Genomic DNA, 26666 nt, shown 5'->3' on the forward strand with positions numbered 1-26666 from the left:
GGCCATTATAGGGCCGATTCCGCAGGCTTGTTGAGGTTTCTGCGTCAGGCGGGCTGACAGGAGAATGGCACCAGCGATTGCAACGCCAGGACATCGTGGTACGCAGCAATGGGTTCACCATGGCGGAAAACTTTAAAATCTTCACCACGCGCGCTGTAGTAACGCAGACGATCTTCGCTGACATGCAGGAAACTGCCTTCGCGCAGCGCAATCACCGATTCGCTCGGGTTGACCGCACAGAACTCTGCCAGACGCTCATCCCGGGTTTCCCCCATGTGGCCGCTGACGTGTGCATCGAGGTAATGCGGATTGATCTGTACCGGGAACAGCCCCAGCGCAGGCAACACCACGCTGCTGCGCACCGGCATATCATTGGTGGTACGGATGGAAGGTGTCGCCACGTTGCAACCGGCGCTCCAGCCAACGTAAGGCACGTGACGTTCACGCACCGCCCGCTGGATCGCCACAATCAAACCCTGTTCATGCAGCATCTGGTTCAGCAGCCAGGTGTTGCCGCCGCTCACCAGAATCAGTTCTGCCTGTTCAATCGCTTCGACCGGAGTAGCGAACTCATGCACGGTGCGCACCTGAATACCGAGTGAATCGCTCAGATCCTGCGCGCGCTGGGCATGATCACCACGAATAATAGCGTAGGGTACCAGCACCGCAGAAGTAATACCGCGTTGTGCAATCATCGCATGAAGCTGTGGGTGGGCATAACTCAGCAACGGAGCATCGTCGGCCAGCTTGCCGTTGCTTAACAGGAACAGTTCCATCAGACGGTCCTTTCATTCATAAGATGGTGAAGGAGTCTGATACAGAAGATTGCCAGACGTCAATTTTCTTACAGAAAACGATCAAAAAGGTCTCAGACTCAGAAAAATCGTAGTGAAATTTGTTTTACAGCTGCGTTTACCCCGGCCGATGCGCTATAACTCTGAAAGCAGGTTTGCTATTCTTAGCGTCCATTCTTTGGGAGCAGTTATGGAATCCTGGTACTTACTTTATTGCAAACGTGGACAGCTATTGCGCGCGAAAGAGCATCTTGAGCGGCAGGAGGTAAATTGCCTCAGCCCGATGATTGCTCTGGAAAAAATCGTTCGTGGCAAACGCACCACCGTAAGTGAACCGCTGTTCCCCAACTATCTGTTTATTGAATTCGATCCGGAAGCGATTCATACCACCACCATCAGCAGCACGCGTGGTGTCAGCCATTTCGTGCGCTTCGGGGCGATGCCGGCGACGGTGCCGTATGAAGTGATCGAAGCACTGCAAAGTGACGCGCCACAGATCCTGCTGGACCCGGAAACGCCACAGGTCGGTGATGAAGTGATCATCACCGATGGCACCTTCGAAGGTCTGCGTGCCATTTTTGCCGAGCCGGATGGCGAGACCCGTTCCATCTTGCTGCTGAACCTGCTGAATAAGCAGGTTATGCGCAGCGTCGATAACAAACAGTTCCGCAAAGCCTAAACCAATCTGAACAGCTGGCGCGCGTTGTAATCCACCTGTGCGCCCAGCGTTGCTGCATCCTCATTACGCCATAACGCCACTTGCTGCACGATGTGCGGCAGAAAACACGGTTCATTACGACGCGACGTCGGACGCGGATGCATATCACGCGGCAGCAAATAAGGCGCATCGGTTTCCAGCAGCAGGCGGTCAGCCGGAATCAATGGCAACAGTTCACGCAGCCCCATGCCACGGCGTTCGTCGCATACCCAACCGGTAATTCCCACTGACAGCCCCAGCGCCAGGCAGGCCTCCAGTTCTTCGCGCGTGCCGGTAAAACAATGCGCCACCGCACCCACCAGTTTTGGCAGCCAGGGTTGCAGAATCGCAGCAAAACGCGCGTGCGCTTCGCGGCAATGCAGAAATACCGGCAGCTGTAATTCAGCCGCCAGCTGCAGTTGCGCATCGAAGGCGTATTCCTGCTGGTCATGGGCGGAGAAGTTGCGGTTAAAGTCCAGTCCGCATTCACCAATCGCCACCACCTGCTCACTTTCTGCCAGGCGGCGCAGGGTGTTGGCAGTTTCTGCCGACCATTCGCTGGCATGGTGCGGATGCACACCTGCGGTTGACCAGCAGTAGCCAGAATGCAATGCAGCCAGCCGCTGTGCCTGTTGGCTTTCCAGCGCGTTGGTGCCCGTGATTAACAGGCCGGTGACGCCTGCGTCGCGCGCACGCGTCACCACCTGTTCGCGATCTTTGGCGAATTGCGTGCTGGTCAGGTTTACACCGATATCAAACATGTTTTTTCCCAAATAAAAACCGCCCAACAAGCGGGCGGTTCAGATTCATCATCATCCCGCTCGCACGCGGGATACTCAGCCTGGATATCAGGATTCGGTGTGATGCTCCTCGTCAACCGATTCTGAATCCGACTCCGACTTTCGTCCTTTCCCCACATAGTAGCGGGAGAAGAATACGCCGACTTCAAACAGGCAGTACATCGGAATAGCGAGCAAAGTTTGTGAGAAAACATCCGGTGGTGTGAGCAACATCCCAACAACGAACGCACCAACCAGAATGTAGGGACGTTTCTTTTTCAGATCTTCCGGCGTGGTGATCCCGGTCCAGCACAGCAGCACAATCACCACCGGCACCTCAAACGCCACCCCAAATGCCAGGAACAGGGTCATGACGAAGTCGAGATAGTGGGTGATATCCGTGGCGATCTGCACGCCCTGCGGCGCGGTTTTGGCAAAGAAGCCAAACGCCAGCGGGAACACGATGAAGTAAGCAAAAGCCACACCGACGTAAAATAACAGCGTGCTGGAGAACAGCAGCGGCATCACCAGCTTGCGCTCATGGCGATACAGCGCAGGCGCAATGAACGCCCATACCTGATACAGAATCACCGGTACGGCCAGAAACACCGAAACAATGATGGTGAGCTTTATCGGGGTAAAGAACGGCGATGCGACTTCGGTCGCAATCATGGTAGCACCGGCTGGCATCTGCCTGATCAACGGCTCTGCCACAATATGGTAGATATCATTGGCGAAGTAGATCAGCGCCAGAAAGATGACAAATACCGCGATGATGCAGTTTAACAGACGCTTGCGCAGCTCAATCAGATGGCTGATGAGCGGTTGTGTATCTTCAACGGCCATGTTTATCGTTCATCATTTGCAGAAGGAGTTGGCGCTGTGCTGCGAGGCGCACTGGCGGTGTCGGGTTTGTCCACGGCAGATGGAGCAGCGTGCGGTGCCTGCGCTGGCGCGCTGGCCTGATGTTCTGCTGTTGCGGGCGTTACTGCTGTCGCAGGCGTTACCGGTGGCACAGAAGCAGCAGGTGGCGGCGTATGAATGGTATTCGCTTCATCTTCCGCTTTCTCTATATCGATGCTCTGCTGATAAGAACGTTTCATGGAATCGGCGGTTTTACGCAACTCTTCCATCGATTCTTTCAGTTCCGGTGACAGCGTGCCACGGCCCGCTTCTTCCACCTTCTTCAGGCTATCCTGCAGCTCCTGCAGTTTCAGTTCCTGCGCCAGTTCATTCTGCACGTTAGCCGCCAGCGAGCGAATTGCACGAATCCAGCCCACTACGGTTTTTACCGCAACCGGTAATCGTTGCGGACCGAGAACAATCAGCCCGATAACGAACACCAATACCAGTTCACTAAAACCAATGTCGAACACAGTTATACCTGCTTGTCGTTCCTGGCGTCGTCTTTACTAGCCGAGGTTTGCTGTTTATCTGCCAGGGTTTTGGCGTTGAAGTCAGCGTCCTGCTCTTTCGGTTGATCCTTTTTCTCGTCTTCGTCACCCATCGCTTTTTTGAAGCCACGGATGGAAGACCCTAAATCCGAACCCAGATTGCGTAGCTTATTGGTACCGAACAGAAGTACAACAATGACGGCAATGATTAACAATTGCCAAATACTGATACCGCCCATGAGATATGCCTCTAATATTCTGTGAAAAACTGTTGAATGTAACACACAGAAAGCCCATATGATTTCGGGCCTTAGCATGCGACATTACGCGTTTTAGATCTGGCTGACAATCAGTTTGTCTTGCGCCAGCCTATCAGCCAGGTAACGATGCCTGCGGCCATTAAAATCGCGGGAAACAAATCCCACTCAGGCCGACTCAGTAGCACTGCGGTGCCACTTAATAACAGTGTAGCCCCTACTCCGAACAGATAACGCGCCTTGTTATGACGGGTGCGTTGCGCATTCATATCGGTGACCAGTTTATCGACGCTGTGCTGTAGCAATTTGTGCTGGCGCATGCTGTCGTAAAACAGTTCCGGCAGCTCCGGCAGTTTTTCTGCCCAGAAGGGAGCCTTGTCTTTCACCGCGCGCCAGATGGCCGGAATACCAATCTGATCTTTAATCCAGTCTTCGAGGAACGGTTTAGCGGTTTTCCACAAATCGAGCTGCGGATAGAGCTGACGGCCAATCCCCTCGATATACAGCAGGGTTTTCTGCAACAGCACCAGCTGTGGCTGCACTTCCATGTTGAAGCGACGTGCGGTGTTGAACAGGTTGAGCAACACATGGCCAAAGGAGATCTCTGCCAGCGGCTTCTCAAAAATCGGTTCACACACGGTACGAATCGCAAACTCAAAATCTTCGACGTTGGTATCCGGCGGCACCCAGCCGGAATCAACATGCAGCTCCGCCACCTTGCGGTAATCGCGGTTAAAGAACGCGATAAAGTTTTCCGCCAGGTAACGTTTATCCTCTTTGTTCAGCGAACCGACGATACCGCAGTCGATGCCGATATATTGCGGATCTTCCGGATGGTCGTAGCTGACGAAGATGTTGCCGGGATGCATATCGGCATGGAAGAAACTGTCACGGAACACCTGGGTGAAGAACACCTGCACACCACGCTCGGCCAGCAGCTTCATATTGACGCCATGCTGCTCCAGCGTGGCGACGTCAGAGATCGGAATGCCGTAGATACGTTCCATTACCAGCATCGATTCACTGCAATAATCGGAGAAGATTTCCGGCACATACAGCATGCGGCTCTGGTCAAAGTTACGACGCAGTTGAATCGCGTTGGCAGCTTCACGCAGCAGATTGAGTTCATCAATCAAGGTTTTTTCGTAGTCGCGCACCACTTCCTGCGGACGCAGACGACGCCCATCCGGCAGCAAACGCGGCACCCAACGCGCCAGGCGGTAGATCAGCTTCATATCCGCTTTGATCACCGGCAGGATATCCGGGCGGATCACTTTGATCACCACTTCACGACCATTCTCTTTCAGGGTCGCGGTATGGACCTGAGCAATAGACGCCGAGGCCAGTGGCGTGATCTCGAAATCGTCAAACCAGGTTTCCACCGGCCCGCCGATCGCTTTCTCGATTTGCGCTTTGGCTTTAACGCCATCAAACGGTGCAACGCGGTCCTGCAGGATCGCCAGCTCATCAGCGATCGCCGGGGGAAACAGATCGCGCCGTGTCGAGAGCATCTGACCGAACTTGATCCACACCGGCCCCAGTTGCTCCATCGCCAGACGTATCCGCACGCCCATCGATTCGTTTTTGTGTTTGTTGGGGATCCAGAAAATGCAGCGCCGCCATAAACGCAGGGGCAGCGTGATACGCATGTGGGGAATCAGTTCATCAAGGCCATAGCTGAGAAAGACCTTTACGATAAAATATAAGCGCCGAATTTCTCCCAGCGTCATTTCGCCTCCAGCTGTGCTAAACGCGCCTCTAACGCATTGAGCGAACGTTCCATCGCTTCCACTTCCTCGCAAAACCAGGCGAGTTCCAGCGCACCCGGCGCCAGTCGCCACTCTTCAGTGAGGGTCTGACCCAGGTAATCCTGGCGACGCGTCACCTCGTGTTGCACAAACTTCAGCGCGCGCTGTGCGGCCTGGCTGATACCCTGCGCGGCGATATCACCAATCCACGGCGCGAGATATTCCGCCGGATCCAGCTCTGCCAGATCCATCAACGCCGAGAATTGCTGCACCACCTGCAAATCCCCCTCCACTTCCAGCTCGCCGCTGCGAATCAGGCCGGTGAGTTGCTGGCGGTCACGCAATTTCGGCAGGGTGCTAAGGCGCAGGCTGACGGTGCAATCGCTGCTGTCCTGCCAGTCGCCAAGCACATCCAGCTGATTTTCGCTGAACACCAGCACCAGCGGGAATGAGAGTTCCTGCAACCGTAACATCAGCACTTTGCCCGCCAGACGTTGGCGTGCCGCTTTCAGGCTGCGATCGCGATACAAAACACGATTGAGGGCGGTCTCAAGACCGCCGGTAATCAAAGGAGTGAAAGTCATGGCCATGATTTGTCAGAACTTAAAGCCGCGATGCAACGCGACGATGCCGCCAGTCATGTTGAAGTAGGTGGTATTCTCAAAACCCGCGTCATTCATCATCGCCTTCAGGGTTTCCTGATCGGGATGCATACGGATCGATTCCGCCAGATAGCGATAGCTTTCGGCATCCTGCGCCACCAGTTGACCAATACGCGGCAGAATGTGGAACGAGTAAGCATCATAGGCTTTGCTCAGCGGTTCGATCAGCGGTTTGGAGAATTCCAGCACCAGCAGGCGTCCGCCTGGCTTCAATACGCGGAACATGGAAGCCAGCGCTTTCTCTTTTTCCGTCACGTTACGCAGACCAAAAGAGATGGTGATGCAATCGAAATAGTTATCCGGGAAAGGCAATGCTTCGGCGTTGGCCTGCACATAGCTGACGTTGCCAGCAATGCCGAGATTACGCAGTTTTTCACGGCCCATCTTCAGCATTGAGCTATTGATGTCCGCCAGCACCACCTGGCCGGTTTCGCCTACCAGACGCGAGAATTTCGCCGTCAGGTCGCCGGTACCACCGGCCAAATCCAGCACGCGCTGACCACGGCGCACGCCGCTGCTGTCGATGGTGAAACGCTTCCAGACACGATGGATGCCGAAGGACATCAGATCGTTCATCAGGTCATATTTTGCCGCTACGGAGTGAAACACGTCGGCGACTTTATCTGCCTTTTCGCTTTTCGCGACGGTCTGAAAGCCAAAGTGGGTAGTTTCCTGCTGTGATTCATCTGCCATGGGTTTTACCTGTTCCACAAACAATTCTTCCCGAAGTGTATCAGAGTTGCGCTGGCCGGGCACGCGACCGGCGTGCTATTCGTTGATGCGGCGCAGGGAAGCGGCGGCAGAATCTTCTGCTTTTTCATCAGGCTCGTCGTCATCGGCCCAATCCTCTTCCGTCTCTGACGGTTGCGCCTGCGCCACCAGCTGCGGATTGATGGGGCGTTTGATCTCGACGCCCAGCGAACGGAACGCTTCACTTTGCGCAATAAGATTGCCGCGCCCTTCCGCCAGTTTTTTCATCGCCAGCTGGTAACTTTGCTGCGCTTTATCCAGGTTGTGACCAATGCCGCTCATGTCGTCGACAAACAGCCGCATTTTGTCATACAGCCGTGCAGCACGATCGGCAATGCGCTGTGCGTTGCGGCTCTGATGCTCATAACGCCACAGATTGTTGATGGTGCGTAGCGCCACCAGCAGCGTGGTGGGGCTGACCAGCATGATATTCTGCTGCAACGCCTCGCTGATCAGCTCTGGCTGCCGATCGATCGCCAGCAGGAAAGCCGGTTCAACCGGGATAAACATCAACACATAATCCAGGGAGCGTAAACCGGGCAATTGTTGATAATCTTTTCGTCCCAGCAGGCGAATATGGCCGCGCACCGCGTTGACGTGATCCTGAATCGCCTGCTCGCGGGTGGCCTCATCTTCGGCATTGAAATAGCGTTCATAGGCGATCAGCGTCATTTTGGCGTCAATCACCACATCCTTGCCCTGCGGCAGACGCACAATCACATCCGGTTGCATCCTGCCCTGCGACTCCAGCTGAATGTTGACCTGGGTTTCATACTCATGACCTTCGCGCAGGCCCGATGCCTCCAGCACCCGGCTGAGAACCACTTCGCCCCAGTTACCCTGGATTTTGTTGTCGCCTTTCAGCGCCTTGGTGAGGTTAATCGCTTCCTGCGCCATCTGCGCATTTAACTGTTGCAGCTGACGGATTTCATGGGCCAGCGTATGGCGTTCACGCGCTTCCTGACCAAAGCTGTCATTTACCTGACGACGAAAACCGTCCAGCTGCTCGCGCAGCGGGCTGATCAGGTTATTCAGACTCTGGCGGTTTTGTTCATCAACACGACGACCGCTGTTTTCGAAGATGCGATTGGCAAGATTTTCGAACTGCGCGCTCAGACGCTGTTCGCTGTTGGTGAGCAGACGCTGTTTCTCCTCAGCGGCGAAACGCGTCTCTTCCAGGCGGATGGTGACTTCGCGTAGCTCGGCTTCCTGCGCGCTGTTCACTTCCAGCTGGTTACGCAGTTCACGGCTCAGCTGTTCGCTTTCGCCACGCCAGTAGTCAAGTTGTTGCAGGCGCTCCTGCGCACCACTCAGCGCACCATGCAGCTGACGCAGCTCCTGTTCACGCTGCTGTACCTGCTGTTGCGTCAGCTCCAGTTGCTGCTGCTGGCGCTGCTGTGCATCTTCCAGCAAGCGGCGTTCGGTTAAAAAGCTGGCGTGCTGATGGCCCGCGCGCAGCTGCGCCACTATCCAGCCCAGGCCGAACCCGGCCAGCGCCAGTACGCCGCTGATAATGATAAGTTGCTGATCCATAATTCCCCCGTGGATCCTCTCGCTGAGGGAAAAGGTAGAGGCGCACTGTATAAATGTCCAGACAATTTTGCCAGATGGCAGGCTTATAGCGCCTGCACCGTAAGTTCACCCGCTTTCCATGCATCAATCAGGAAAAAAGGCATCGGTAACGCCCATTCACCGCCACGCACTTTTGCCGGATAACACCAGCGCTGGTCGCCATAAGTCAGTTCAACCTGCTGCATCGCCGCATCGGCATGGCTGGCTTTACCTGCCATGCTGGAGAATCCCGCGTTGCTGCCGACATGAAAACGGTCAGTCTGCCAGCGAATGGGATCATGAGCGGGCCAGGCTTCAGCCTGGTGAAAATGGAAAATATCGTCGTGACTGAGCAGGCTGTCGCGTACCGTTGGCCACAACGCCAGTTTGAGGAAATACTGATCGGTAAAACGTTCGCTACCCTGGTAGCGGGTAATAAAATCACGCATCTGCTGTTCGATGTTGCTGAATACGCCGTTACACCCGCCCCACATTCCCGCCAGCAGCAATTCGGTGTGGGTAAAGTAGTCACGCATATGGTGGAACCAATAGGGTGATTGCAGCCAGGCCTCCACTGCGGCCAGTTCGCGCTCGGAAAGCAGCGAATCCGCATCCCGCACGATAAAACGTTTGACGCGGGCATCATCCATCACCAGGAAGCGCCACAGGGTGGGAAACAGCGTTTTCTCGTGCGACATATCCACCAGCTGTACATTAGGTTGCGCCAGACGCTGCCAGACATGTTGCGGTACGCTGTCATCCAGCCAGATACGGCAGGTCCACGCCGGGTAAAGCTCGCGTGCCACCTCGACATTTTTTATCAGGGTTTCGCAATAGCGTGGCTGGTCGCCATACAGGCTGAAGGCAATGATATTTTCCTGTGGGCGAGACGCCGCAAAGGCTGGTGGTGCTTCGGCTGGCAAAGGGTGCTTTTGCCCGGCGCTGAATTTCCGGTCGGATTGCTGCAACGATTCCAGCCCGTAACGCGCCACCTCATCCGGCTTGTTAAGCCAGCCACAGACTTCGGTGAGACCGTCAAGCCAGGTTTCCGCCGCCTGCGCCCGCTTATCCGCCGTAGCCTGATAGATTTTCTGGTAGGTTTTCCAGGATTTCTGGTATTCGCCAACACGCATCAACGCCAGCGCATAATCACTTAGCACCTGCATGTTGTGCGGCATAACACGCAACACTTCTTCACAGCACTGACGCGCGACAGGGAAATCAGCCGCCGCCATCGCATGGCGGAAACGCGCTGCCGCATCTTCGACACGCGCCTGAGGGCTGACCATAAAGGCAGGACGTTGAACAGGAACCGTTTTGCGCATAGAAATTTCTCAGTTATCCGCTGAATTTACGCGCATCCGTTTCAGGTAACCGACGAAATCTGAAAATCGCCGGTTACCGGGCGCGCTAGATCAACCGACGCGCCGCTTCGACTACAATTTTCACCGCGTCGCTTTCAGTCTGTTTCATGGTCGCCGCGTCCGGGATCTCCTTCTGCGTACGATTCACGATGACGCCCGCCACCATACCGGCTCGCAGCCCCTGGCTGGCGCACATGGTTAACAGTGTAGCGGATTCCATCTCATAGTTGAGGACGCCCATTTGCTGCCACTCTTTCATCGAGCCCTGGAAGCGGCTGACCACACGGCCTGAGAAGGTGTCGTAACGTTCCTGGCCGGGATAGAAGGTGTCAGAGGAGGCGGTGATGCCAATGTGGGTCTTCGCACCACAGGCTTCTGCCGCTGCGACCAGCGCCGTGGTACAGGTGAAGTCAGCGACCGCCGGGAATTCCATCGGCGCGAAATGCAGGCTGGCACCGTCCAGACGAACCGAAGCCGTGGTGACCAGCACATCACCCACATTGATATTCGGCTGGATGGCACCGGTGGTGCCGACGCGCAGGAAGGTACGCACACCGAGCTGGGCCAGTTCTTCCACTGCGATGGAGGTTGACGGGCCACCAATGCCGGTGGAGCAAACCACTACCGGTTTGCCGTCCACCTCGGCCAGATAAGTGGTGAATTCACGATGCGACGCCAGGTGCTGCGGGTTGTCCATCAGCGCAGCGATTTTCTTTACGCGCTCAGGATCGCCGGGAACGATGGCCAGCGTGGCTCCTTTCAGGTCGGCTTTGGTGATGCCAAGGTGGAAAACGTCAGACTGGGCCATAACAGACTCCTGGTAGATAAGGGATATGCGCGCCACTTTACGTCAGCAGGCGGGATAAATATGTGACTAATTTCACTATCGATAATGAAAGTTACATTATCAGAAAAAAATAACGTGATAGGAATCACACATTGATCGTCTGCCATTCTGAATTGCTACAAGCTGTGCTGTGTAAGTTTAAACGGCAATGTTAATAGAAGAGGAAGAACTCATGCGTAACCCCTCTGCTCCCTACACCCGCCCGGCCACAGCGGCCAGGCTATAGTTACGTGATTGCGCGATTGTTAGCACGGAGAGAACAATGAAAACCGAAGACAATATGGCACAAAAATCTGCAACTGGCGGCTTTGCCCCCGCCGTACAACCGACTGCGAGCACCACCATTCTTACCCACAGCGAGGCGATCCATAGCGGAGAAACCTCGGTCCCCAGCCAGGGGGAAAACCTGCCAGCGTATTATGCCCGGCCAAAAGAGTATGAAGGCACACTGCCAGTGGTGTTAGTGGTGCAGGAGATTTTTGGCGTACATGAGCATATTCGTGATGTCTGCCGTCGGCTGGCGCTGGAGGGTTATCTGGCGGTGGCACCAGAACTGTATTTCCGTGAAGGCGATCCCAGTGAATACCACGATATCCCGACCCTGTTTAAAGAGCTGGTGAGTAAAGTGCCGGATTCACAGGTGCTGTCGGACCTCGACCACGTCGCCAACTGGGCCGCACGTAACGGCGGTGATATCCGTCGTATGGGCATTACCGGCTTCTGCTGGGGTGGACGCATTAGCTGGCTGTTCGCGGCGCACAACCCGCAGGTGCGCGCAGCGGTTGCCTGGTATGGTCGCCTGATTGGCGACAAGACGCTGAAGCAGCAAAAGCATCCGATTGATATCGCCGTCGATTTAAATGCGCCGGTGCTGGGCCTGTACGGCGGTCAGGATGAAGGGATTCCGCTGGAGAGCGTTGAGCTGATGCGCCAGGCGCTGCGTGCCGCCAATGCCAAAGCGGAGATCGTGGTCTATCCGGATGCGGGCCATGCCTTCCACGCTGATTATCGTCCGAGCTATCACGCGGAATCGGCGCAGGATGGCTGGGTGCGAATGCTTGCCTGGTTTAAGCAGTATGGCGTTGCACCAGACGCGTAATAAAAAAAGGGGGCGCTTGCGCGCCCCAACGTATCAACACAACATTTTATCCAACGATTACGCGGTTTCACCGCGCAGTTTTTTCGCCGCTTCGACCATATTGGCCAGAGCCTGACGGGTTTCCGTCCAGCCACGGGTTTTCAGGCCGCAGTCCGGGTTCACCCACAGACGCTCTTCCGGAATACTCAGCGCCGCTTTACGCAACAGGTCTTCCATCCACGCCACACTGGGTACGTTCGGTGAGTGGATGTCATACACCCCTGGGCCGATTTCGTTCGGGTATGAGAATTCTTTAAACGCATCCAGCAGGTCCATATCGGAACGTGAGGTTTCGATGGTGATCACGTCTGCATCCAGCGCGGCGATGGAGTCCATGATGTCGTTGAACTCGCAATAACACATATGGGTGTGGATCTGGGTGTCATCCTGCGCCACCGCCGCGTTGAGGCGGAACGCATCGACCGCCCAGGTGAGGTAGGCAGCCCAGTCGGACTGATGCAGCGGCAGACCTTCACGCAGCGCCGGTTCGTCAATCTGGATGATGCCGATACCGGCTTTTTCCAGGTCAGCCACTTCATCGCGCAGCGCCAGTGCAATTTGTTTGGCGATGGTTTCTCGGCTAACGTCTTCACGCGGAAACGACCAGCACAGGATAGTGACCGGACCGGTGAGCATGCCTTTAACCGGTTTGTCGGTCAGCGACTGGGCATATTTCGCCCACTCTACGGTGATGGCTGCCGGGCGGCTGACGTCTCCGATAATCACCGGCGGTTTTACGCAGCGTGAACCGTAGCTCTGTACCCAGCCGTTCTGAGTGAACACGAAACCGTCGAGGTTTTCGCCGAAATATTCAACCATGTCGTTACGCTCGGCTTCACCGTGTACCAGCACGTCAAGCCCCAGACGTTCCTGTTCCACAATCGCCTGTTTGATGTGCTCAGCGATACCGGTGCGATAGTGACCGCCATCAATGTTGCCTTTTTTGAAGTCGAGACGCAGGCCACGGATTTCAGTGGTCTGCGGGAATGAACCAATGGTGGTGGTTGGCCATGCTGGCAGATGGAAGCGGTTGCGCTGCGCCTGAGCACGCTCGGTGTAGGCGCTGTTACGCTCGGTATCTTTGGCCTGGATTTTTGCCAGACGCGCCGCCACAGCGGCGTTATGCACACGGCTGGAGTGGGCACGGGCACGGATTGGCGCACTCCAGGCTTCGAGGGATTTTGCATCGTTGCTGTTCAGCGCGTTACTCAGCAGGGACAACTCAGCACATTTTTGCAGGGCAAAAGCAAACCAGCTTTTCACTTCGTCATCGAGACGGGTTTCCACGCTCAGGTCGATCGGGCTGTGCAGCAGGGAGCAGGAAGAGCCGATCCACAGTTGTTTGCGTTGTCCCACCAGCGGTTGCAGGCGTTCGAACCAACTGCTGAGGTCGGCACGCCAGACGTTACGACCGTTGATCACCCCAACAGACAGCAGCCATTCTGCTGGCAGTTGCTGGTTGATGTGCTGGATATCATCTCTGCCATGCACCAGGTCAACATGCAGCCCCTGCACTGGCAGCGCTTTGATCACATTAAGGTTCTGGCCGATGCTGTCGAAGTAGGTGGTCAGCAGCAGTTTGGTTTTGCCCTGCAACGCGTCGTAAGCCGGTTTGAACGCGGCACGCCATTCCTGCGGCAGTTCCAGCGCCAGCGCTGGCTCATCAATCTGCACCCATTCGATATCGCGTTGTTTCAGTTCAGCCAGCACCTGTTGATAAACCGGCAGGATGTCTTTCAGCAGCGAAAGGCGATCAAACTGTTCGCCTTTGACTTTACCCAACCACAGGTAAGTGACCGGGCCGAGTAGCACGGGTTTAACTTTATGCCCGAGCGCCAGCGCTTCGTCCACTTCGTCCAGCAGCTGGGTCCAGGTCAGTCTGAACTGCTGACCCTGGGTGAATTCTGGCACCATGTAGTGATAGTTGGTGTTGAACCATTTGGTCATTTCGGCGGCGGCTGCTGGTGCGCCGGTCGGTGCACGACCACGGCCGAGGCGGAACAGGGTATCGAGGTCAACGGAGCCGTCTTTATTCTGGTGGCGGGCCGGTACGTTGCCCAACAGCAGGCTGGTAGTGAGTACGTGATCGTACCAGGCGAAGTCGCCCACCGGTAGCAGGTTCACGCCCGCTTCTTTCTGTTGTTGCCAGTGACGTGCACGCAGCTCACGCCCCACGGCCAGCAAATCTTCCTGTGAGCTGTTACCTGCCCAATAACTTTCCTGGGCTTTTTTCAATTCACGACGCAGACCGATGCGAGGAAAACCGAGTGTATGGTTCAGAATGGTCATTTGATGTCCTCCAGGTATTCTTTATTGAGCAGCTTAGGTTACAATCAGATGTTTAGCCGTCCAGATGTTTACACCGCTATATTCTGCGGGTACTGTATGTTCCTCAAGCGCAAATTGTTCAATCTCGATGTGAAGGATTCTCATGATCGAACTCAAACACCTGCGGACGCTGCAAGCGTTACGGCATACCGGCTCTCTGGCCGCCGCCGCCGCTCAGCTTCATCAAACGCAATCGGCGTTATCTCATCAGTTCAGCGACCTGGAGCAGCGGCTGGGCTTTCGCCTGTTTGTGCGCAAGAGCCAGCCGCTACGTTTTACACCACAGGGGGAGATCCTGTTGCAGCTGGCTGAGCAGATACTGCCGCAGATTCAGCAGGCGTTGCAGGCTTGCCATGAGCCGCATCAGACGACGTTGCGCATCGCCATTGAGTGCCATAGCTGTATTCAGTGGCTGACGCCAGCGCTGAATAATTTCCGTCAGAGCTGGCCGCAGGTGGTGATGGATTTTAAATCCGGCGTGACATTCGACCCGCAACCCGCGTTGCAGCAGGGCGAGCTGGATGTGGTGTTGACCTCCGATATTTTGCCACGCAGCGGGTTGTTCTATTCCCCGATGTTTGATTACGAAGTACGGCTGGTGCTGGCACCGGATCATCCGCTGGCGCAGCGCGAACATATTTCGCCGGAAGATTTAGCGGATGAAGTCCTGCTGATTTATCCGGTACAGCGTCAGCGGCTGGATATCTGGCGGCATTTTTTGCAGCCGGCAGGGGTAAGCCCGGCGCTGAAGAGTGTCGATAATACGTTGCTGATGATCCAGATGGTGTCAGCGCGCATGGGGATTGCGGCGCTGCCCCACTGGGTCGTGGAGAGTTTTGAACATCAGGGATTGGTGGTGACCAAAACGCTGGGTGAAGGGTTGTGGAGCCGTTTGTACGCGGCAATGCGTGACGGTGAGCAGCGTCAGCCGGTGCTGGAGGCGTTCGCGCGTTTTGCCCGCCAGCATGCCTGTGATCATCTGCCTTTTGTGCGCGATGCATCGCGCCCCGGTTCGTTACAACCGCTGTCTTCCTGAAACGGCCTACTCTATAATGCGCCGCCTCAACCCGTGACCAGGAGATTTTCACCATGACCAATAACGATGTGCTGCGCAGCGTGCGCTATATGCTGGATTTAAGCGACAGCAAAGTGGTGGAGATTTTCGCCCTGGCGAGTTGCGATGTGCCACTGGAAGATGTGCAGGCGTGGCTGAAGAAAGATGATGACGCGGCGTATCGTCCCTGCCCGGATGTGCTGATGGGTTATTTCCTCAACGGTTTGATTTTCCATCGTCGTGGTAAGAGCGAAGATGCGCCTGCGCCATCGATTGAGCGCCGCATGAACAACAATATCTTCCTGAAGAAGTTACGTATCGCGTTTGCCCTGAAAACCACGGACATTCCCGAGATCTTGCTGAAGGCAAACTTTAAGGTTTCTCAGGCGGAGATCGGCGCAATTTTCCGTAATCCGGATCATAAGAATTACCGCGAATGCGGTGACCAGATTCTGCGTAACTTTTTGAAAGGGCTGACGCTGGTGCAGCGCCCGGCCCCTGTCAAAAAGGCTTAATGGCTGGTCGCGGTTTTTCCCAGTACCCAGCGTTTATGCACATAAAGTGAAGCGAAGATCACAATGGCCCCGGCGATAAAGCTCGGCCAGTGTGGTTTTTCCTGCCAGATCGCCAGGTTTACCAGCAATCCTGCCGGCACATGCATATTGTTCATGATACCCAGTGTGCCTGCATCCACCTGGGTAGCGCCATAGTTCCACATAAAGTAGCCCAACCCGGACGCGGCCACGCCCAGCCACACCAGAATGCCCCATTGCAGCGAGGTGGTCGGTAGCTTGTTGGGGTTGCCCCACAGGCACCAGGCAATCACCGCAATGATCACTGCGCCAAGGTAGAACCAGGAAAACGCGGTGTGCTGCGGCATCGGGCGCGTCTCCTGCAAACGCTTGTAACCCACCATGCCGATGGCAAAACAGATATTCGCCGCCTGCACCAGCAACAGACCAAACCAGAAGTGGTCGCTGACTTTGTCATAACGAATAATCGCTGCGCCGACCACCGCCAGCAAGGCACTGAAGGCGTAGCCAATACGCAACGGGCGTCGGCTGAGCAGATCGTATATCAGGGTGACATACAGCGGCGTCATGACGGTAAATAACAGGAATTCCGTCACGCTGAGATAGAGGTAGGCTTCAAAGCTGAGCAGGTACATGATGCCCAATTGCAGCATCCCCACCAGCATATACAGCAGGATGGTCGAGGCGCGATAACCACGCCAGCGCAGGAAGGGCAGAAAGACAATGGCTGCCAGCGCCAGACGCATCAGCACCGAGAACCAGGAATCCACCTGACCCGCCAGATATTCCCCGATAAAACTAAAGGAAAAAGCCCACAGAATGGTGGTAACGATCAATAACGGCACAATAACGACCCCAAAATGAACAGTGCCGCTAGTGTAAACAAACTGTCGCTGTCTGGTTGAATTATCTGGTTTACAAGCGACCTTAAAATAACCATTTGTTAATCGGTCGCCATAAATGGCGACCGTATCAATTAATGATTACGCCAGGAACAGCTTACGCAGCGTATGTGGCACCGCGTCTTCGGCGTTGCTGCCAATCACTTCCAGCGCTGGCAAGGTGTCTTTCAGGCGCTGATGCGCATTGCGCATGATGCAGCCCTTGCCCGCCATGCTGAGCATCTCCACATCGTTCATACCGTCACCAAAGGCGATACACTCTTTCAGTGAATAGCCGAGCTGCTTCGCCACGGCTTCCAACGCGTGCCCCTTGGAAACGCCACCCGCCATCACTTCCAGACAAGTCGGCAGCGAGAAACTGACGTTAACCCGATCGCCCCAGCGCGCTTCAATCGCCTGTTCCATCGGGATCAGATGCTCCGGTTCGTCGCAGGTAAAGAACACTTTGCTGATGCCATCCGTCGGCAACATGCCGGGCTGATACACCTGGTAGTTAAACACCGACTCGCGGAAGTAATCCTGCTCGGCCGGGCGATGGCGGCTAATAAACCATTCGTCATCACGGTAAACGTGGGTCAGCACCTGCTCATCATGATATTTCAGGCCATACAAATCCTGCGCGATATCGGCATCCAGATTGTGGCTGAAAATCAGTTCGCCGTCGGCGTTATGCACACGCGCACCGTTGGAGGTGATCATATAAGCCGGGATGCCGAGACTGTCGCGCATTTGTCCCACATCGATATAGTGACGACCGGTGGCAAAGACGAAATGAACATCGCGTGCCACCAGCTCCTGCAAGGTACTGCGAGCAAAAGGTGTCAGGCGATGGTCCGGAGAAAGCAGCGTGCCATCCAGGTCGGATGCGACGATGTGGTACATGTAAACCTCGGTTGTAGGTATCAATAATCAATTAAACGTGGCGTGCAAAAAAATCGACCACGGCGTTTAGCGCCTGGGCGCGCATCGCGTCTGTTTCAAACAGGATCTCATGTCGCGCACCCTCAATCACATAGGGCGTGACGCCTTCGCAGGGATGCCCTGCCGCCGCCATCGCCTCACAAAACAAAGCCTGCGAGCGGTTATCCACCACCCGATCTTCGCTGGCCTGCATCAGCAGCATTGGCGTGGTGATGTTATTCACCTGGCTGATGATGTTACGTCCGGCCTGCACCCCTTCCCTCACCCAATGGTAGGTTGGGCCGCCGACGCGAATCGCCGGATCATCGGCATAAAAACGTAAATTGCGGCGATAGCGTTCCCGGCTGTGTGTCAGTTGGTTGATACCGAACGGATGGGCACGCCAGCGCCCGGTCCCCAGGGCGTAACCGTCACGCAGGGCAGGCATTTTCTCTGCCCAGTCGAGGATACGGTGCGCCAGAAACGGTGGCAGCGGCAGGGTGATGCCGAACATCGGTGCTGACAACGCCACCGCATGAAACGCCCGTGGCTGACGCGCCAGAAACAGCGCGAGGATCGCCCCACCCATCGAGTGCGCCAGCGCATAGCGTTGCCGGTAATGACCACTGACGATCTCTTTCAGGTACAGCGTTTCCAAATCATCGACATAATCGGTGAACTCCACCACATGGCCACGGTGAGAGTCCTCCAGCAGACGGTCTGAACGTCCCTGGCCGCGATGGTCGATGATCACCACATCAAAGCCGCAATGGAACAGATCGTAGGCCAGCTCCGGGTATTTGATATAGCTCTCGATGCGTCCGGGAACGATCAGAATGACACGGCGATGTTGCGGAGAAGTGAAGCGCACATAGCGAATGATGAGATTGCCCACGCCGGTAAATTCACGCTCTTCGCGACGGTGCCAGAAGTCGAGCAGCGGACCGGTGGCAAAGGAAGCAAACGCCTTTTCACGCCTGAGCCAACTCTGTTTTATCTGCTGCATCCGCCCCCCGGAAAAAAACGTCAACGCCGCACATCCACTCCATAGCGTGCCGCGATTTTCTGGCGTATTGTGTCACACTTCGCTAACTTCAGGGAATGTCACACATGACCATTGAATGGTGGTTAACCTACCTGTTAACCACAACCATCCTGAGCCTGTCACCCGGCTCTGGCGCAATTAATACCATGAGTACCGGTATCAGCCACGGCTATCGCGGCGCAGTCGCGTCGATCTCCGGCCTGCAACTTGGCCTTTCCGTGCATATCGTGCTGGTGGGCGCGGGTCTTGGTGCGCTGTTTTCCCAGTCGGTGCTGGCGTTCGAAATCCTGAAATGGGCGGGTGCGGCCTATCTGGTCTGGCTGGGCATTCAGCAGTGGCGCTCGGGTGGCGCGCTGGATCTCAATGCCGTCGCCAAAGCGATGCCACGTCGCCGTTTGTTTAAGCGCGCGGTGCTGGTTAACCTCACCAACCCCAAAAGCATCGTGTTTCTTGCTGCGTTGTTCCCGCAATTTATTCAGCCGCATAAGCCGCAGTTGATGCAATATCTGGTGCTCGGCGTCACCACCGTCGTCGTCGATATTATCGTGATGATTGGTTACGCCACGCTGGCAACCCGCATTGCTGGCTGGATTAAAGGCCCGAAACAGATGAAGGCGATGAACCGCACCTTCGGCGGATTATTTATGGCGGTAGGCGCGCTGCTAGCCAGCGCACGCCGTATTGCGTAATCGCAGGGTCGCCATTCATGGCGACCCTTTCGCTTAACGCGAAATGATCAGGTGGATGCCGAAACCGGCAAACAATACACCTGCCATGCCATCCACCCACTTCGCCATGCGCTGATATTTATCGCGCATCCACGGCAGGGCAAAAATCGCCGCCACCACGGTAAACCAGGCAAAGGTTTCCACCAGAATCAGCAGGAATAATCCCCAACGCTCCAGTGCCCCCACATCATTGCCAACAAACAGCGAGAACACGCTGCCAAAATAGATAATCGCTTTGGGATTGGAGAGGTTGGTCAACAAACCTTTCAGGAAACTCATGCCCCTTTTTGGCAACTCAACCACCGGTGCATCAACCTGGGGTTGTTTATGACGCTGGCGCGCCGATCGCATCAGCTGCCAGCCCATCCACAGCAGGTAGAGACCACCGCCGACCATAATGATCTGATGCAGCCACGCCATTTTTTCCATGATCAGATGCAGGCCCATCAACGCCACACCGGCCCACACCATCACACCCAGCGTAATACCCAGCACACCCATCATCGCTTCTTTACGCGAACGGCTGGCGGCCGTTTGCGAAACAAAGAAAAAGTCCGGGCCGGGACTCATCAACGCCACCAGGTGCACCAGCGCGACGGTAGCGAATAACATCAACATGCTTTTTTTCCTTTACTCTTCATCAAGATGTTCTTTGATCATCACCAGGAACGGCTTACCAAAGCGCTCCAGCTTGCGATGACCGACACCGTTCACGCTCAGCATTTCTGACGCGCTCACCGGCATTTGTTCTGCCATTTCAATCAGCGTGGCATCGTTAAATACCACGTAAGGCGGGATATTCTCTTCGTCGGCTATCGCTTTGCGCAACTTGCGCAGCTTGGCAAACAGTTTGCGATCGTAATTGCCACCGTACACCTTCGGTGAGCTGCTGCGGGTTTTCACCGTCACAATTCGCGGCACCGCCAGCATCAGCGGCACTTCGGCACGTAATACCGGGCGCGCCGCTTCGGTGAGTTGTAAGGCGGAGTGCATGGCGATATTCTGCGTCACCATACCGAGGTGAATCAGCTGACGCAGCACACTGACCCAATGTTCGGTGCTTTGATCGCGACCAATACCGTACACCGGCAGTTTATCGTGACCATTGTCGCGAATACGCTGGTTACTGGCACCGCGCAAAACTTCAACAATATAGCCCATACCAAAACGCTGCCCTGTGCGATAAATGCCGGAAAGCGCTTTCTGCGCTTCCACCAGGCCATCGTAGCGGCGTGGCGGATCGAGGCAGATATCGCAGTTGTCGCATTGCTGCTGACGCCCTTCACCAAAGTAGTTAAGCAACACCAGACGGCGACAGGTTTGTGCTTCGGCAAACGCCCCCATCGCATTGAGTTTATGCCGCTCAATATCCTGCAACGGACCCGGTGCTTTCTCTTCCAGACATTTACGCAGCCACGCCATATCCGCCGGGTCATACAGCATCATCGCTTCTGCCGGCAAACCATCACGCCCGGCACGACCGGTTTCCTGATAGTAGGATTCGATATTGCGCGGGATATCAAAGTGCACCACAAAACGCACGTTGGGTTTGTTGATCCCCATCCCAAACGCAACGGTGGCCACCACGATTTGCAGATCATCGCGCTGAAACGCTTCCTGTACCCGCGCACGCTGGGCGCTGTCGATACCGGCATGATAGGCCCCTACGCTCAGGCCGCGACTTTGCAACCGTGCCGCCGTGTCTTCCACTTTGGCGCGGCTGTTGCAGTAAATGATGCCGCTTTTACCACGCTGATCCTGTACGTAACGCAGCAGCTGCTCGGTAGGCTTAAACTTCTCCACCAGCGTGTAGCGGATGTTGGGGCGGTCGAAGCTGCTGATTTGAATCAGCGGATCGTCCATCTGCAACAAATGCGCGATGTCATTACGCGTGGTTTCGTCGGCGGTGGCCGTCAGTGCCATCACCGGCAGATCCGGGAAACGCTGGCGCAGCTGGCCCAGCGCACCATATTCCGGACGGAAATCGTGACCCCATTGAGAGATGCAGTGCGCTTCATCCACCGCCAGCATCACCGGATTCCAGTGGTGCAGGCTGTCGAGGAAGTTATCCATCATCAGGCGTTCAGGCGCGATGTAGAGCAGTTTCAAACGGCCGGTGCGACAGTCGGCAAACACCTGCTGCTGCTGCTCACGCGTCTGCGTCGAGTTAAGACAGGCAGCCGCCACGCCGTTCGCCAGCAGTTGATCCACCTGATCTTTCATCAACGAGATCAGTGGCGATACCACCAGGGTTAACCCTTCGCGCACCAATGCCGGGATTTGATAACACAGCGATTTGCCACCGCCGGTGGGCATAACCACCAGGCAATCGCGCCCTGCCAGCGCCGTTTCAATAATGGTTTGCTGGCCGGGACGAAATTGCTGGTAGCCGAAGGTATCCTGTAATACCTGCTGCGCCAGCGTTTCCTGATTGAGCACTGCCGATGTTGCCACGGTAATCCTGTTTTTTGCTTATCAGAACAGATCGTTGAGCGTCACGCCCACACCCACGCGCGTCTGGCGGTGGTTGTAGTCGATGAGCGATTCACCGTAGCCGCTAAACAGCTGGGTGTAAAAACGCACATGCTCGCTGATCGGGTAACTCCAGGCGAAGGTTGCACCGCCGTAGCCACTGTTCCAGTTGTAATTGCCTTCCACGCTAAAGATGCTGTCGCCAAGCATGTAGCCCAGCTTCGCGCGGTAGTAGCCCATATATTTGGTGATGTCCGGATTGTCGTCATTGCTGGCGCTTTCCGGGATACGATACCAGGGTTTGATCTCCGCGAGGAAATTGCCATTCTCCGCCATCAGGCGCGCATACACACGGTTCCAGCTGCGTGAAGTCGGATCGCTGCGACCATTCGACTCATGGTTCAGACCCATTTCCACATCACGTAATGTCCAGCCACCCAGAGTGTAGTCCGTGGCCCAGCCGAGGAAAATCTGCGGCTCATAGTTGGTTTCACGGAACGGTGATGATGCACCACGGTTTGACAGCTGCCACCAGGAACGTTGCGTATAGGAGGCCGCCAGTACCGAATTGTCGCCCAGAATACCGCGCCACAGCGGAAAGGCCAGACTGAGCTGGAATTTTACTTCATCTTTTTTCGCTTTGTCTGCCCAGTCGTACGAGGATATCGCCTCTTTATTCATGCTACTGGTGTAGGTGTAAAGCAGATAGTTGTTTTCGTAAGGATAAAGCACGAATGGGTTATCGTGTTTCTCCAGCAGGTTGGCAATAATACTGCCCTTAACCGCCGGGGCATCATGAACTTCTTTGATCGTGGCTTCATCAGCCTGCGCCAGGGCAGGAAGTAACAGGGCCGCTGCCAGCAAGGCGCGATGCTTACGCATAAAATTCTCCAGTGGGCACTGCCTAACAAAATCGTTGAATAACGGTTTAAAAAAGCAGGTCATTCTACACACAAACTTACGCTCTGATGAGTGACGATTTCTGAAACTGGAAAGCAGCCCAAACGCGGCATAATATACACAACTCATTAACATCTATCGCCCCACGCGGGGACATTTGAAGGCCATCACCATGTCATCACCCATGCTGACACCGCAGGAAGCACGCCGTCTGATTGGCGAAATTTTTGTTTATCATATGCCGTTTAATCAGGCCCTCGGGCTGGAGCTGGATCGGCTGGAACCTGAATACGCTGAACTGGGTTTTGCCAATAAAACCATGCTGGTCGGCAATGCGGCACAACGTATTTTGCACGGTGGCGTGATCGCCTCAGTGCTGGATGTTGCTGCCGGGCTGGTGTGTGTCAGCCATTCGCTGACGCGTCAGGAAAGTATCAGCGAAGAGGAGCTGCGTCAGCGGCTGTCTCGTATGGGAACTATCGATATGCGCGTGGATTATCTGCGCCCGGGGCGCGGTGAGCGCTTCATCGCCACCAGCAGCCTGCTACGCGCAGGTAACAAGGTGGCAGTGGCGCGTGTAGAACTGCACAACCAGCAGGGCGATTATATCGCCACGGCTACTGCAACTTACCTGATTGGTTAATCACCCACGACGTGCGAGAATCGCCGCTTTTCTGGAATAAATGATGGATACGCAACAAACGCGCCAGGGCATTGGCTATGCGCTCGGTGCCTACTTTCTCTGGGGTATCGCTCCCGCCTACTTTAAGCTGGTCAAAGTGGTCCCCCAGCTGGAAATCATGACGCACCGCGTTATCTGGTCAGCGTTGTTTATGCTGCTGCTGATTACCCTGAGCCGCAACTGGAATCAGGTGTGCAGCGTGTTACGCCAGCCGAAGAAGGTGCTGTTGCTGGCATTAACCGCCGTGACCATCGGTGGCAACTGGCTGCTGTATATCTGGGCAGTGAATAATCAGCATATCCTTGAAGCCAGCCTGGGTTACTTTATTAGCCCGCTGATTAACGTGGTGCTGGGGATGTTATTTATGCGCGAGCGTTTCCGCCGTCTGCAATGGCTGGCGGTGTTTCTCGCTACCACCGGTGTACTGGTGCAGCTGTGGCAATTTGGCTCGGTGCCGGTTATCGCGCTGGGGCTGGCGTTGAGCTTTGCGTTCTACGGCCTGATGCGCAAGAAGATTCAGGTTGATGCCCAGAGCGGCATGTTGATTGAGACGCTGTGGCTGTTCCCGCTGGCGGCAATCTACCTGTTTGGTTTTGCCGACAGCGCCACCAGCCATCTGAGCGCTAACCCCCTGAGCCTCAATCTCAAACTGGTGGCCGCCGGTGTCGTCACTACCGTCCCGCTGATGCTGTTTGCCGCTGCCTGTACGCGCCTGCGTTTATCGACCATCGGCTTTTTCCAGTACCTCGGTCCGACGCTGATGTTCCTGCTAGCTGTGGTGTTTTATGGCGAGACCGTCACGCCCGATAAAATGGTGACCTTTGGTTTTATCTGGCTGGCACTCGCCATATTTATCCTTGATGCGGTTGTTGTTTCAGCTCGCACGCGCGTGCGCATAGCGTGAAATAAAACGCGCCAGGGCCGGGCCAGTGAGCAGAATGGTGAACAGGCGTAAGGTCTGCAACGCCATGACAAAGGCAATATCGACCTGGCTCCCCGCCGCAATAATCGCTACGGTATCCAGCCCGCCAGGGCTGGTTGCCAGGTAAGCGGTCATCAGATCCACATGCAGCACGCGTGTCAGCATCCAGGCCAGCCCGCCACACAACAGCATCAGGCCGATTATCGATACCACCATTTGCGGCAAGGTACGCAGCGCCAGCAGGAAAATCGGACGGGTAAAGCGCAGCCCCACGCTCCAGCCAATCAGCGCATAAGCCAGCGCCAGTAACCATTCCGGCACCTGTAAGGTCGCCACCCCCGTTCCCTGCAAGGTCGCGCCGATCAACGCCGGTAATAACAATGCACCGGACGGAATCCGCAGCTTTTGTCCCAGCCAGGCTCCGACCACCATCACCACCAGCGTCAGGGCAAAGCTGCTGTGCAGTGCCGGGAACCACACCAGGTCGGCGCTGCCACCGCCATTACCCAGACCGATACGCGCCACGACTGCCGCTGCCGTCGCCACAAACAGCACGCGCAGGTACTGCATAAAAGCCACCAGTCGCACGTCTGCGCCAAAATCTCCGGCCATCGCCACCATTGCCGACGCACCGCCGGGCGACGATCCCCAGGCCCCGGTAGGGCCAGGCAGATTGCTGAAGCGGACCAGTAGAAAGCCTGACAGCCCACTGGCGGCTAGCGTCAGTGCCAGCACCGCCATCACCACCGGCCAGTCTTGCAACAGTGGCGGCAAAATGGCGGGCGATAAGGTTTGCCCAATCATGCAGCCCAGTACCGCCTGAGCCAGCACAAAGAAGCGTTTATCGATGCGTACCGCAGCACCCGATAATCCCATCACGGTTCCAACAATCATTGGACCGAGCAACAATGCCGCAGGCAGGTGAAACAGCTGGAAGATAATGCCCAGAATCAGAGAAGCAATCAGCAGAATGGTCCATTGCTGTCGCAAAGAGAGATGCGCCATAGGGTGGAAGGGTAAATGTTAATAAAAATGAGGGTACAGATTACGCAGAAATGTGATGTATAGCCAGAAAATCGGGCCGTATAGACGGCCCCGGAATTGTTACATATTGCATGCGTAGCGGCGCGATTTATCGCGCAATGTTACAACCAGTTTTTACGTTTGAAGTAGAGATAGGGTGCCAGACCCGCGAGGATCATCAGTCCAATTGCTGCCGGGTAGCCGAAGCTCCATTTCAGTTCCGGCATAAACTCGAAGTTCATCCCGTAGCTGGAAGCGACCAGCGTTGGCGGCAGGAAGACCACCGACACCACCGAGAAGATCTTAATGATGCGGTTCTGCTCGATGTTGATAAAACCCATCGCTGCCTGCATCAGGAAGTTAACCTTCTGGAACAGCGATTCATTGTGCGGCAGGAGAGATTCGATATCGCGCAGGATTTCGCGTGCCTGCTCCAGCTGGTTCGCAGGCAAGCGGGCTTTACGTACCAGGAAGTTAAGTGCACGCTGGGTATCCATCAGACACAAACGCACCTTCCAGCCGATATCTTCCAGTTCCGCGAGACGTGACAGCGCCAGGTCATACTCTTCGCCCTGCTGCCCCTCCATAATCACGCGACTGAGTTTTTCCAGCGCGCTATAAATGTTCTCAATCTCATCCGCCAGCTGTTCGATTTTGGTCTCAAACAGGTCGAGCAACAGCTCGAAGGCGTTACCGTCGATCAGCGTCTGGTTACGTGCGCGCATGCGATACAGGCGAAACGCTGGCAACTCACGCTCACGCAGGGTGTACAGGCGATCTTCACGGATGGTAAACGCCACCGTCGAGTTACCGGCATGGTCTTCCGCGTCTTCATAGAAGAAAAATGAGTGAATGTGTAGGCCATCTTCATCTTCAAAAAAACGCGCCGAGGCTTCGATGTCTTCCAGTTCTGGCCGTGTCGCCAGGCTCTGGCCCAACTCGCTTTGCACCAGATCACGCTCACCTTCATCCGGCTCGATCAGATCGACCCACACTGACGTGTTGAGCTTTTCGTTTTGGTCATCCAGTTCGAGGCGCGTCAGGCGGCTGCGATCCAGTTTAAATGCGCTCAGCATAGCAATATCCCCATTGCAGACTTTATGGGACAAGGCGGTGAACCGATTCGCTTACGCAAAACGGGCACGGCAAAGCCTGAACACCGAAACTTTCGCTTCAGGGGTACATCAGTGCTGACT

At 55.5% G+C, this 26666-nt stretch carries 27 protein-coding genes; 7 read left to right on the plus strand and 20 right to left on the minus strand.

Going from position 1 to position 26666, the window contains the following annotated elements; genetic code table 11:
• Positions 1 to 44: 44 nt before the first annotated feature.
• Entirely contained in the window at positions 45 to 776 is a 732-nt protein-coding gene (gene pepE / locus PW844_RS19285) for a dipeptidase PepE (RefSeq protein ID WP_299455348.1), read from the minus strand.
• Between the two features lie 208 nt (positions 777 to 984).
• Between pepE and rfaH the strand changes: the two genes are divergently transcribed.
• A complete protein-coding gene (rfaH, locus tag PW844_RS19290) occupies positions 985 to 1473 on the plus strand; it encodes a transcription/translation regulatory transformer protein RfaH (protein WP_208713605.1) in 489 nt (162 codons plus the stop codon).
• Here the strand turns inward: rfaH and tatD are convergent.
• The 10 genes from tatD to udp form a co-directional block, all read right to left on the minus strand.
• Entirely contained in the window at positions 1470 to 2252 is a 783-nt protein-coding gene (gene tatD / locus PW844_RS19295; protein WP_299455351.1) for a 3'-5' ssDNA/RNA exonuclease TatD, read from the minus strand. The two genes, rfaH and tatD, sit on opposite strands and share 4 nt — an antisense overlap.
• A gap of 87 nt (positions 2253 to 2339) precedes the next feature.
• Complete coding sequence (gene tatC / locus PW844_RS19300) at positions 2340 to 3116, minus strand: Sec-independent protein translocase subunit TatC (RefSeq protein ID WP_299455353.1); 777 nt, start codon at positions 3114 to 3116, stop codon at positions 2340 to 2342.
• Between the two features lie 2 nt (positions 3117 to 3118).
• Entirely contained in the window at positions 3119 to 3646 is a 528-nt protein-coding gene (tatB, locus tag PW844_RS19305) for a Sec-independent protein translocase protein TatB (protein WP_299455355.1), read from the minus strand.
• Positions 3647 to 3648: 2 nt separating this feature from the next.
• The gene (gene tatA, locus PW844_RS19310) at positions 3649 to 3903 is read right to left on the minus strand and encodes a Sec-independent protein translocase subunit TatA (protein ID WP_084871739.1); all 255 of its coding nucleotides are present in this window, start codon (positions 3901 to 3903) and stop codon (positions 3649 to 3651) included.
• A gap of 110 nt (positions 3904 to 4013) precedes the next feature.
• Positions 4014 to 5651: a ubiquinone biosynthesis regulatory protein kinase UbiB gene (ubiB, locus tag PW844_RS19315; protein WP_299455358.1), complete on the minus strand. Its 1638-nt coding sequence runs from the start codon at positions 5649 to 5651 to the stop codon at positions 4014 to 4016.
• On the minus strand, positions 5648 to 6253 hold the full coding sequence (locus PW844_RS19320) for an SCP2 domain-containing protein (protein ID WP_299455360.1): 606 nt from the start codon (positions 6251 to 6253) through the stop codon (positions 5648 to 5650). The genes ubiB and PW844_RS19320 overlap by 4 nt, the downstream gene beginning before the upstream one ends.
• A 12-nt stretch (positions 6254 to 6265) precedes the next feature.
• Positions 6266 to 7024 (minus strand): bifunctional demethylmenaquinone methyltransferase/2-methoxy-6-polyprenyl-1,4-benzoquinol methylase UbiE, encoded by a 759-nt coding sequence (gene ubiE, locus PW844_RS19325; protein ID WP_299455362.1) that lies wholly within the window; start codon positions 7022 to 7024, stop codon positions 6266 to 6268.
• A gap of 75 nt (positions 7025 to 7099) precedes the next feature.
• Positions 7100 to 8614, minus strand: a complete 1515-nt coding sequence (gene rmuC / locus PW844_RS19330) for a DNA recombination protein RmuC (RefSeq protein ID WP_299455364.1) — start codon at positions 8612 to 8614, stop codon at positions 7100 to 7102.
• Between the two features lie 83 nt (positions 8615 to 8697).
• Positions 8698 to 9957: a tetratricopeptide repeat protein gene (locus PW844_RS19335; protein WP_299455365.1), complete on the minus strand. Its 1260-nt coding sequence runs from the start codon at positions 9955 to 9957 to the stop codon at positions 8698 to 8700.
• An 85-nt stretch (positions 9958 to 10042) separates the two neighbouring features.
• The gene (udp, locus tag PW844_RS19340) at positions 10043 to 10804 is read right to left on the minus strand and encodes a uridine phosphorylase (RefSeq protein ID WP_084871734.1); all 762 of its coding nucleotides are present in this window, start codon (positions 10802 to 10804) and stop codon (positions 10043 to 10045) included.
• A 301-nt stretch (positions 10805 to 11105) separates the two neighbouring features.
• Here udp and PW844_RS19345 point away from each other — a divergent pair, with 301 nt between their 5' ends.
• A complete protein-coding gene (locus PW844_RS19345; protein WP_299455369.1) occupies positions 11106 to 11942 on the plus strand; it encodes a dienelactone hydrolase family protein in 837 nt (278 codons plus the stop codon).
• A gap of 57 nt (positions 11943 to 11999) precedes the next feature.
• Here PW844_RS19345 and metE read toward each other — a convergent pair whose 3' ends face one another.
• Positions 12000 to 14270 (minus strand): 5-methyltetrahydropteroyltriglutamate--homocysteine S-methyltransferase, encoded by a 2271-nt coding sequence (gene metE, locus PW844_RS19350; protein WP_299455371.1) that lies wholly within the window; start codon positions 14268 to 14270, stop codon positions 12000 to 12002.
• A 142-nt stretch (positions 14271 to 14412) separates the two neighbouring features.
• Between metE and metR the strand changes: the two genes are divergently transcribed.
• Entirely contained in the window at positions 14413 to 15345 is a 933-nt protein-coding gene (gene metR / locus PW844_RS19355) for an HTH-type transcriptional regulator MetR (protein WP_299455373.1), read from the plus strand.
• Between the two features lie 53 nt (positions 15346 to 15398).
• Positions 15399 to 15878, plus strand: coding sequence for a DUF1456 family protein (locus PW844_RS19360; protein WP_299455375.1), 480 nt, complete (start codon positions 15399 to 15401; stop codon positions 15876 to 15878).
• On the opposite strand, the gene PW844_RS19365 is transcribed toward PW844_RS19360, so the two are convergent.
• The 3 genes from PW844_RS19365 to pldB form a co-directional block, all read right to left on the minus strand.
• The gene (locus tag PW844_RS19365) at positions 15875 to 16741 is read right to left on the minus strand and encodes a carboxylate/amino acid/amine transporter (RefSeq protein ID WP_299455377.1); all 867 of its coding nucleotides are present in this window, start codon (positions 16739 to 16741) and stop codon (positions 15875 to 15877) included. The two genes, PW844_RS19360 and PW844_RS19365, sit on opposite strands and share 4 nt — an antisense overlap.
• Positions 16742 to 16879: 138 nt before the next feature.
• On the minus strand, positions 16880 to 17680 hold the full coding sequence (gene yigL, locus PW844_RS19370; protein WP_084871728.1) for a sugar/pyridoxal phosphate phosphatase YigL: 801 nt from the start codon (positions 17678 to 17680) through the stop codon (positions 16880 to 16882).
• Positions 17681 to 17711: 31 nt separating this feature from the next.
• Positions 17712 to 18704: a lysophospholipase L2 gene (gene pldB, locus PW844_RS19375; RefSeq protein ID WP_299455380.1), complete on the minus strand. Its 993-nt coding sequence runs from the start codon at positions 18702 to 18704 to the stop codon at positions 17712 to 17714.
• 104 nt (positions 18705 to 18808) lie between these two features.
• Here pldB and rhtB point away from each other — a divergent pair, with 104 nt between their 5' ends.
• The gene (gene rhtB, locus PW844_RS19380; protein ID WP_299455382.1) at positions 18809 to 19432 is read left to right on the plus strand and encodes a homoserine/homoserine lactone efflux protein; all 624 of its coding nucleotides are present in this window, start codon (positions 18809 to 18811) and stop codon (positions 19430 to 19432) included.
• A gap of 33 nt (positions 19433 to 19465) precedes the next feature.
• Here rhtB and rhtC read toward each other — a convergent pair whose 3' ends face one another.
• From rhtC to pldA, 3 genes are read right to left on the minus strand one after another with little or no spacing between them, the layout of a single operon-like run.
• Complete coding sequence (gene rhtC / locus PW844_RS19385) at positions 19466 to 20089, minus strand: threonine export protein RhtC (RefSeq protein ID WP_084871725.1); 624 nt, start codon at positions 20087 to 20089, stop codon at positions 19466 to 19468.
• A gap of 12 nt (positions 20090 to 20101) precedes the next feature.
• On the minus strand, positions 20102 to 21925 hold the full coding sequence (gene recQ, locus PW844_RS19390; RefSeq protein ID WP_299455386.1) for an ATP-dependent DNA helicase RecQ: 1824 nt from the start codon (positions 21923 to 21925) through the stop codon (positions 20102 to 20104).
• A 21-nt stretch (positions 21926 to 21946) separates the two neighbouring features.
• Positions 21947 to 22825 carry a phospholipase A gene (pldA, locus tag PW844_RS19395; protein WP_299455389.1) on the minus strand — a complete coding sequence of 293 codons (879 nt, stop codon included), beginning with the start codon at positions 22823 to 22825 and terminating at the stop codon, positions 21947 to 21949.
• Positions 22826 to 23015: 190 nt separating this feature from the next.
• Here pldA and PW844_RS19400 point away from each other — a divergent pair, with 190 nt between their 5' ends.
• Together PW844_RS19400 and rarD are read left to right on the plus strand one after the other, a co-directional pair.
• Positions 23016 to 23486 (plus strand): thioesterase family protein, encoded by a 471-nt coding sequence (locus tag PW844_RS19400; protein ID WP_299455391.1) that lies wholly within the window; start codon positions 23016 to 23018, stop codon positions 23484 to 23486.
• A gap of 43 nt (positions 23487 to 23529) precedes the next feature.
• Positions 23530 to 24429, plus strand: a complete 900-nt coding sequence (gene rarD, locus PW844_RS19405) for an EamA family transporter RarD (RefSeq protein ID WP_299455791.1) — start codon at positions 23530 to 23532, stop codon at positions 24427 to 24429.
• On the opposite strand, the gene PW844_RS19410 is transcribed toward rarD, so the two are convergent.
• Together PW844_RS19410 and corA are read right to left on the minus strand one after the other, a co-directional pair.
• The gene (locus PW844_RS19410) at positions 24400 to 25452 is read right to left on the minus strand and encodes an AbrB family transcriptional regulator (RefSeq protein WP_299455393.1); all 1053 of its coding nucleotides are present in this window, start codon (positions 25450 to 25452) and stop codon (positions 24400 to 24402) included. The genes rarD and PW844_RS19410 overlap by 30 nt on opposite strands.
• A gap of 140 nt (positions 25453 to 25592) precedes the next feature.
• Positions 25593 to 26546: a magnesium/cobalt transporter CorA gene (gene corA / locus PW844_RS19415; protein ID WP_299455395.1), complete on the minus strand. Its 954-nt coding sequence runs from the start codon at positions 26544 to 26546 to the stop codon at positions 25593 to 25595.
• Positions 26547 to 26666: the final 120 nt, after the last annotated feature.

This window comes from Pantoea sp. (assembly GCF_028283705.1).
Classification (GTDB): domain Bacteria; phylum Pseudomonadota; class Gammaproteobacteria; order Enterobacterales; family Enterobacteriaceae; genus Pantoea.

Coding starts and splice junctions, on each gene's coding strand:
- pepE (WP_299455348.1), bottom strand. CDS start 776: ATGGAACTGTTCCTGTTAAGCAACGGCAAGCTGGCCGACGATGCTCCG.
- rfaH (WP_208713605.1), top strand. CDS start 985: ATGGAATCCTGGTACTTACTTTATTGCAAACGTGGACAGCTATTGCGC.
- tatD (WP_299455351.1), bottom strand. CDS start 2,252: ATGTTTGATATCGGTGTAAACCTGACCAGCACGCAATTCGCCAAAGAT.
- tatC (WP_299455353.1), bottom strand. CDS start 3,116: ATGGCCGTTGAAGATACACAACCGCTCATCAGCCATCTGATTGAGCTG.
- tatA (WP_084871739.1), bottom strand. CDS start 3,903: ATGGGCGGTATCAGTATTTGGCAATTGTTAATCATTGCCGTCATTGTT.
- ubiB (WP_299455358.1), bottom strand. CDS start 5,651: ATGACGCTGGGAGAAATTCGGCGCTTATATTTTATCGTAAAGGTCTTT.
- PW844_RS19320 (WP_299455360.1), bottom strand. CDS start 6,253: ATGACTTTCACTCCTTTGATTACCGGCGGTCTTGAGACCGCCCTCAAT.
- ubiE (WP_299455362.1), bottom strand. CDS start 7,024: ATGGCAGATGAATCACAGCAGGAAACTACCCACTTTGGCTTTCAGACC.
- rmuC (WP_299455364.1), bottom strand. CDS start 8,614: ATGGATCAGCAACTTATCATTATCAGCGGCGTACTGGCGCTGGCCGGG.
- PW844_RS19335 (WP_299455365.1), bottom strand. CDS start 9,957: ATGCGCAAAACGGTTCCTGTTCAACGTCCTGCCTTTATGGTCAGCCCT.
- udp (WP_084871734.1), bottom strand. CDS start 10,804: ATGGCCCAGTCTGACGTTTTCCACCTTGGCATCACCAAAGCCGACCTG.
- PW844_RS19345 (WP_299455369.1), top strand. CDS start 11,106: ATGAAAACCGAAGACAATATGGCACAAAAATCTGCAACTGGCGGCTTT.
- metE (WP_299455371.1), bottom strand. CDS start 14,270: ATGACCATTCTGAACCATACACTCGGTTTTCCTCGCATCGGTCTGCGT.
- metR (WP_299455373.1), top strand. CDS start 14,413: ATGATCGAACTCAAACACCTGCGGACGCTGCAAGCGTTACGGCATACC.
- PW844_RS19360 (WP_299455375.1), top strand. CDS start 15,399: ATGACCAATAACGATGTGCTGCGCAGCGTGCGCTATATGCTGGATTTA.
- yigL (WP_084871728.1), bottom strand. CDS start 17,680: ATGTACCACATCGTCGCATCCGACCTGGATGGCACGCTGCTTTCTCCG.
- pldB (WP_299455380.1), bottom strand. CDS start 18,704: ATGCAGCAGATAAAACAGAGTTGGCTCAGGCGTGAAAAGGCGTTTGCT.
- rhtB (WP_299455382.1), top strand. CDS start 18,809: ATGACCATTGAATGGTGGTTAACCTACCTGTTAACCACAACCATCCTG.
- rhtC (WP_084871725.1), bottom strand. CDS start 20,089: ATGTTGATGTTATTCGCTACCGTCGCGCTGGTGCACCTGGTGGCGTTG.
- pldA (WP_299455389.1), bottom strand. CDS start 22,825: ATGCGTAAGCATCGCGCCTTGCTGGCAGCGGCCCTGTTACTTCCTGCC.
- PW844_RS19400 (WP_299455391.1), top strand. CDS start 23,016: ATGTCATCACCCATGCTGACACCGCAGGAAGCACGCCGTCTGATTGGC.
- rarD (WP_299455791.1), top strand. CDS start 23,530: ATGGATACGCAACAAACGCGCCAGGGCATTGGCTATGCGCTCGGTGCC.
- PW844_RS19410 (WP_299455393.1), bottom strand. CDS start 25,452: ATGGCGCATCTCTCTTTGCGACAGCAATGGACCATTCTGCTGATTGCT.
- corA (WP_299455395.1), bottom strand. CDS start 26,546: ATGCTGAGCGCATTTAAACTGGATCGCAGCCGCCTGACGCGCCTCGAA.